Annotated in this window: 7 protein-coding genes; all 7 read left to right on the forward strand. The window is 48.3% G+C overall.

Going from position 1 to position 5,698, the window contains the following annotated elements; translation table 11 throughout:
* The first annotated feature begins 197 nt into the window (after nucleotides 1–197).
* Nucleotides 198–1,589, forward strand: a complete 1,392-nt coding sequence (gene hisS, locus VFH06_03690) for a histidine--tRNA ligase (protein ID HET6747181.1) — start codon at nucleotides 198–200, stop codon at nucleotides 1,587–1,589.
* Between the two features lie 50 nt (nucleotides 1,590–1,639).
* Nucleotides 1,640–2,107, forward strand: a complete 468-nt coding sequence (locus VFH06_03695) for a hypothetical protein (protein HET6747182.1) — start codon at nucleotides 1,640–1,642, stop codon at nucleotides 2,105–2,107.
* A gap of 84 nt (nucleotides 2,108–2,191) precedes the next feature.
* The gene (tig, locus tag VFH06_03700; protein ID HET6747183.1) at nucleotides 2,192–3,475 is read left to right on the forward strand and encodes a trigger factor; all 1,284 of its coding nucleotides are present in this window, start codon (nucleotides 2,192–2,194) and stop codon (nucleotides 3,473–3,475) included.
* A 120-nt stretch (nucleotides 3,476–3,595) separates the two neighbouring features.
* A complete protein-coding gene (locus VFH06_03705) occupies nucleotides 3,596–4,192 on the forward strand; it encodes an ATP-dependent Clp protease proteolytic subunit (protein HET6747184.1) in 597 nt (198 codons plus the stop codon).
* A gap of 70 nt (nucleotides 4,193–4,262) precedes the next feature.
* Nucleotides 4,263–4,568, forward strand: coding sequence for a hypothetical protein (locus VFH06_03710; GenBank protein ID HET6747185.1), 306 nt, complete (start codon nucleotides 4,263–4,265; stop codon nucleotides 4,566–4,568).
* 151 nt (nucleotides 4,569–4,719) lie between these two features.
* Nucleotides 4,720–5,280: a hypothetical protein gene (locus tag VFH06_03715; protein ID HET6747186.1), complete on the forward strand. Its 561-nt coding sequence runs from the start codon at nucleotides 4,720–4,722 to the stop codon at nucleotides 5,278–5,280.
* The coding region (locus VFH06_03720) for a hypothetical protein (protein ID HET6747187.1) at nucleotides 5,264–5,698 on the forward strand (435 nt) is incomplete at its 3' end. The genes VFH06_03715 and VFH06_03720, both read left to right, overlap by 17 nt.

The raw sequence follows: 5,698 nt of genomic DNA on the forward strand, positions 1-5,698 counted from the left end.
GGCATCTCTTTTACAAAAGGGAGATGCCGAGATACGTCCTATCTTTGATATACTTTTATTATGATTACGACAACAACTATCCAACATACGCATATGTCGCCGAGACGCGCCGGATAGTTCGTTATTGCTAATAATAGATAAAAACGCCGGCTGTTTCGGCGTTTTTGATTGCAATCTATAAATATAAAGGAGCACTAATGAAAAATCCCTTACGCTTGCAAACAACAGCAAAAAATGCAACAATAACCCCTATGAGCACATTATCTTCTGCGCCATATAAAGGCACGCGCGATTACTACCCAGCTGATAAGCGGGCACAAAACTACATCTTCTCTCAGTGGAAGAAAATCGTTGAGCGTTATGGCTATGAAGAGTATGGTGCACCTACTTTGGAGCCGCTCGAGGTTTATACGGCAAAATCAGGCGAAGAGCTTGCGGGCGAACAGACCTATACGTTTACTGATAGAGGTGACCGAACGGTGGCGATCCGTCCTGAAATGACACCTTCTATTTCTCGTATGGTAGCAGCTCGCCGCCAGGAGATGGCTTATCCGGCGCGCCTCTTTTCAATCGCCAATTTTATGCGCTACGAGCGCCCGCAACGTGGCCGCGAGCGAGAGTTTTGGCAATTGAACGCTGATATCTTTGGCGCAGAAGGCGTTTTAGCTGAAGCAGAAGTTATTACAATGGGGTGGCGCATGATGAAAAGCTTCGGGGCAACGGAGGACATGTTTATCATTCGCCTTAATAACCGCCAACTTATTAACCACATGATGACGGAATATCTTGAGCTCGATGCGGTTCAGTCGCAGATGATGATACGTCTGTTCGATCGTAAAGAAAAAATCAGTCACGAAGATTTCAGAGATCAAGCGATTGATATCTTCGGCGATGCAGCTGCCCCTAAGGGCTTAGCAAAGATTGCGGCACTTCTTTCGGCAAAAAGCATGGCAGAACTGCCCGAATCAATCCGGGATACGGATGAAGTTCGAGCCGTAAGGGAGCTTTTTACGGAACTCGAAAGGGCGGGGATCGGAAACGTTATCTTCGACATTACTCTTATGCGTGGCTTTGATTATTACACAGGTACCGTTTTTGAATTCTTTGATACACACCCTGATAACCGTCGGGCGATGTTCGGTGGAGGGCGCTACGACGGCCTTGTGGGTCTATTTGGTGCCGAGCCTATTTCTGCCGTTGGCTTTGCCCCTGGCGCAACCATGACCGAACTCTTCTTAAAAACACATGATTTGCTGCCGAAGCTACCATCAACGACTGAGGTGTACGTGATTGTCCTGGGTGATGCCCGCGAGGGCGCCATGAAACTGGCCGATAGTCTGCGTGAAGAGGGCGTTAATACCGAAGTCGACATCACGGGCCGTAAGCTCGACAAGCAACTAAAGACCGCGATTAAAAAGGACATTCCTTTTATGGTGTTCGTTGGTAATGAGGAGCTTAAAAAAGAGATATATCCTTTTAAAGATACGGCAAAAGCCGAAGAGCAGACGCTGAGTTTTGAGCGTATTGTAAGTGTGGTAAAAGATCGCCGGCTCAAGCACGAAGACGACCTTGACGACTTATTTGAATAAGCTAGAATACGAAAGTATCTCTTAGAAACAATGGCTAAGGAGAGATTTACGTGTACTGGCCGAACGAGGATGAGCTGCGGCAAGCCGCTGAGCTCGACATCGACGCAACGGGGTTGAATGGCATCCAGCTGCGCGAAGCTATCACACGAGCGAAGCTTCGCGCTCAGCAGAAGAACAGGCCGGCAACAGGCGGAGGACTACACCAGTACAAGGCTCTGGCGGATGTTGCCCGAAGCCTTGGCATGATCGTGGAGAAGGGTACGACGCTGACGGATCTTCGTCATGAAGTGGAGCTCCAGATTGGTGAGATGCTGTACGACAAAAAGATCGAGCCAGGGGTGATGGTCGTGTATGGCAAAGGCTCCAGGGACCACGCAGGAACACAGGCTCGCGTCGTCAAAACCAACGTGACGTGGACGATGAATATGCCACACATCGTTCTTCACCACGAAAATGCGGACCGAGCCCACCCATACTACGCCCATATCGTCGCACTCTACGCTACCGTCGTGGAGTAAAAGATACACGTGCTGGCCGGACACGTACTTTCCGGCCTTCCACCCTTGGACTCTCCGAATGTAATCTGTTATAGTAGGCCGAGTATGAAGACAACAGTTAAACACCTATCAGATACAAAGGTTGAGCTTACTATCAACCTTGGTAAGCCTGAACTCGATGCTGCCGGTCAGGTAGCACTGACAAAGCTTGCAAAAAACATTAAAGTTCCTGGTTTTCGCAAAGGGAATGTACCCGCGACAGTCGCCGCAAAGCATGTTGATCCTGAGGCTTTGGCGCAACAAACGCTTGAAGACGCACTCTCTAAAGCGGTTGCCGAAGCGTACGTAAATGAAGGACTCCAGGCGCTTGATCGCCCTGAAGTAGCGGTCAAAAAGTTTGTGCCTAGCCAAGAACTGGAATTTACGGCAGAAACCGAGATCCTTCCTAAAGTTACCCTCGGTGACTACAAGAAATTAAAAGCTAAAAAAGGCAAAATAACCGTTGCCGCCAAAGATATCAATGAAATCATCGAGCGTATGCGTTCGGGCTTTTCCGAGAAAAAAGAAGTCAAGCGTGCTGCTAAAAATGGCGACGAAGTGACTATCGATTTTGTTGGTAAAAAGGACGGGGTTGCGTTTGATGGGGGCACAGCCAAAGACTACAAGCTTACGCTTGGCACCAATACCTTCATTCCCGGATTCGAAGAAGGTATTGTCGGTAAAAAACCAGGTGAAACATTCGATCTGTCCCTTGAATTTCCTAAAGATTACCATGCGCCCGATCTTAAGGGCGCCAAAGTAGTATTTACGACCACCTTAAATTCAGTTCACGAAATTGCACTTCCTGAGGTAAACGATGAGTTTGCAGCGAAAGCGGGTCCGTTTACTAGTGTTGATGAACTAAAGGCAGACATTAAACGTGAGCTGACAGATCAAAAAGAGCGTGAAGCTGGTGAAAAGCTCAAAGACGAACTCGTTAACGAGCTGATCGAGTCAAGCAAAATTCCTGTTCCAGAGGTGCTGCTCCAAGACCAAATGCAGTCAATCGAACGCGATATGACCCAAAATCTCATGTATCAGGGTCTGAATCTCGATCAGTATCTTCAAAACCAAGGGTTCGAAAGTAAAGAAAAATGGCTTGACTCTGAGGTAAAAGAAAGCGCGAAAAAGCGCGTCCAGGCCGGCTTGATGCTTGCAGAGTTAAGTAAAGTTGAGAAAATCGAAGCAAGTACAAAAGAGCTCGACGTGCACGTTGCCCAGTACAAAGAACGCTATGCCAACAATCCAAAAATGGTAGAGCAGTTTGATACACCGGAAGCTCGGCGTGATATTGCTAACCGTCTTCTGACCGAAAAAACAGTCGATCGTCTTGTTGAGCTTAATGCCTAGGCTCGAGGAGAAAACGACCTCTAACGGATACTCGAGTACCCTGGTCCTCTTGTAGAGGCAGTAATGAAAAAACTAGCACTCTCTTTACCTGAGTGCTAGTTTTTGTGTATACTAGAATATATGAATAAGCCTAGCAGTTATCTTGTCCCAACAGTAATTGAAAAAACGTTCGAGGGTGAGCGTGCTTTTGATATCTTTAGCCGTTTACTAAACGAGCGGATTATCTTTTTAGGAGTAGAAGTCAATGAGCATACCGCCAATCTTGTTGTGGCTCAGTTGCTTCATCTTGCCTATGAAGATCCAAAAAAGGATATAAAACTTTATATCAACAGTCCTGGCGGTGTCGTATACGATGGTCTTGCCATTTATGACACAATCCAACACATTACACCAGACGTGCAAACGATCGGTATCGGCCTCCAAGCAAGCATGGGAGCTTTCTTGCTTTCAAGCGGTACGAAAGGAAAGCGCTATGCCCTCCCAAATAGTCGCATCATGATCCACCAGCCCTCCAGCGGAACTCAAGGTAAAATTACTGATCAAGAAATTACTTTGCGCGAAGGCCTTTTCCTTAAGCGGCGTCTCAACGAAATTTTAGCGAAGAATACCGGCCAAAAACTATCAAAAATCGAACTCGATATGGAGCGTGACTTTTGGATGGGCGCAGAAGAAGCTAAGAAATATGGTCTTATCGACTCAGTCATAACCAAGGCTTAGTCACCTTGTAGGAAAAGCTGTATTATGATATAATATATGTACAGTCCGAAGCATCGACATAGGAGCTGACATGAACTTTGCCATGAGTGTCGCCGGTATTGCTGGCATTGTGAGCTTGGCGCTTACCTTCAGGTTCTTCGCCAAATACACCGCGTCGTACCCCGGCGAGGCCGGAGGGGCGGCATCGACCCAGATGTTCGCTTTTTTCAGCCTCATAGGTGGAGTAGTGGGCGTCGGCCTCACGTACGTACTCTACGTCCTGGTGCGCCACCTCATCGAGGGGCCGTGGGCGGTCGCGATGGCCGGCATCGGCGCACTGTTCGTGATTATTGCGACCTACCGCGCAGCCGCGGCACGTCGCAAAGCCGTCAACTAGCTTCACGACTGTCGGAGGCGGAACGCCATAGTTTCCGCCTCCGTGAGTCCCTGTAATTATGAAATGAATATCGCCAAGGATTATATCAGTCCGGCGACTTTTTTGTTTAATATTACAAAATATTACAGGATAGATGTATAATCGGATTACTATGGCAGAAGTATACGGGAAAAGAATCGCACGCTTTGGGAATACTCAGGAGCGAAGTGATTCAGGCGTCGATGTGGTTTCAAAGATTGCTCTGGATGAAGGACGCGAACTCTACGTTGCGCATCGTCAGACTGAAAGTGCCTTTACGGAGATGGGCGCGATCGTCCTTGCGCCCTTAGGCGATAGGAGTTTGGAAGTTGTGGAAGACACCCTTGCAGATAACGAGGGCGATTTTTACCGAACACATCGAATACATGCGATGCTCACATATGCTGCGCTAAAAGACAATCCGTACGTTAAGCGCAACGACAGTGACGCCCAGCTGGTTGCGCACTTAGACCCAGAAGATGCCAGACGGTATGCGATATATAGAGAAGTCATGGGCCTTGAGCCGGTAGTGTCGCCAATGCGCACGGATGTAGAAAGTGAGAAAACGACGATGACGGCGAGCCTACGAGATGCATATGGAAGCACGATGTGGGGTTTTCATGATTTTAATATTCTGCCTCTTCCATTAACCTCAGATACAGAAAGGACTTGGTCTGATGAGCGAACTGCGTAAAATTGGAAGGATTCTTCCGACACGAAAGAATGCTGAAGCGATGCTCGCGTTCACGGGCGAAGATCTTGCACGAGCAAAAGTACCTCCTGCGGAAATTTGGCGTGTCGCTGACCCTGAAAACACCCCGCTTGTCGATGCCCAGCAGCAACGATTGAAGCGTCACCCGGAGCGCTATCTCGGTGCAATAGCCGGCCGTCAGGGTTTAGGGGGTACGGTTGAAGGATTCATCAAATATAATGAATGGCGAATTGCCGACCAGCTCCCTTTTGAAAATGAAGAAGAAGCGGCGAAACTTGAAGCTGTGCGAGCGGCGGGTGAGCACGGACTGCGAGGGAAGCCTCTCGGTATTTTCGCTCTCCATGCCTCTTCGAAGCAGCTCGAGGGCTCACAACTTTTTATTGCGCGCACTTTGGTTGAC

It is taken from the genome of Candidatus Saccharimonadales bacterium, from assembly GCA_035697325.1.
GTDB lineage: Bacteria > Patescibacteriota > Saccharimonadia > Saccharimonadales > Saccharimonadaceae > JALRBM01.

Excerpts from the sequence above, each read along its gene's own strand:
- VFH06_03705 (HET6747184.1), top strand. The coding sequence starts at position 3,596 with ATGAATAAGCCTAGCAGTTATCTTGTCCCAACAGTAATTGAAAAAACG.
- VFH06_03710 (HET6747185.1), top strand. The coding sequence starts at position 4,263 with ATGAACTTTGCCATGAGTGTCGCCGGTATTGCTGGCATTGTGAGCTTG.
- VFH06_03715 (HET6747186.1), top strand. The coding sequence starts at position 4,720 with ATGGCAGAAGTATACGGGAAAAGAATCGCACGCTTTGGGAATACTCAG.
- tig (HET6747183.1), top strand. The coding sequence starts at position 2,192 with ATGAAGACAACAGTTAAACACCTATCAGATACAAAGGTTGAGCTTACT.
- hisS (HET6747181.1), top strand. The coding sequence starts at position 198 with ATGAAAAATCCCTTACGCTTGCAAACAACAGCAAAAAATGCAACAATA.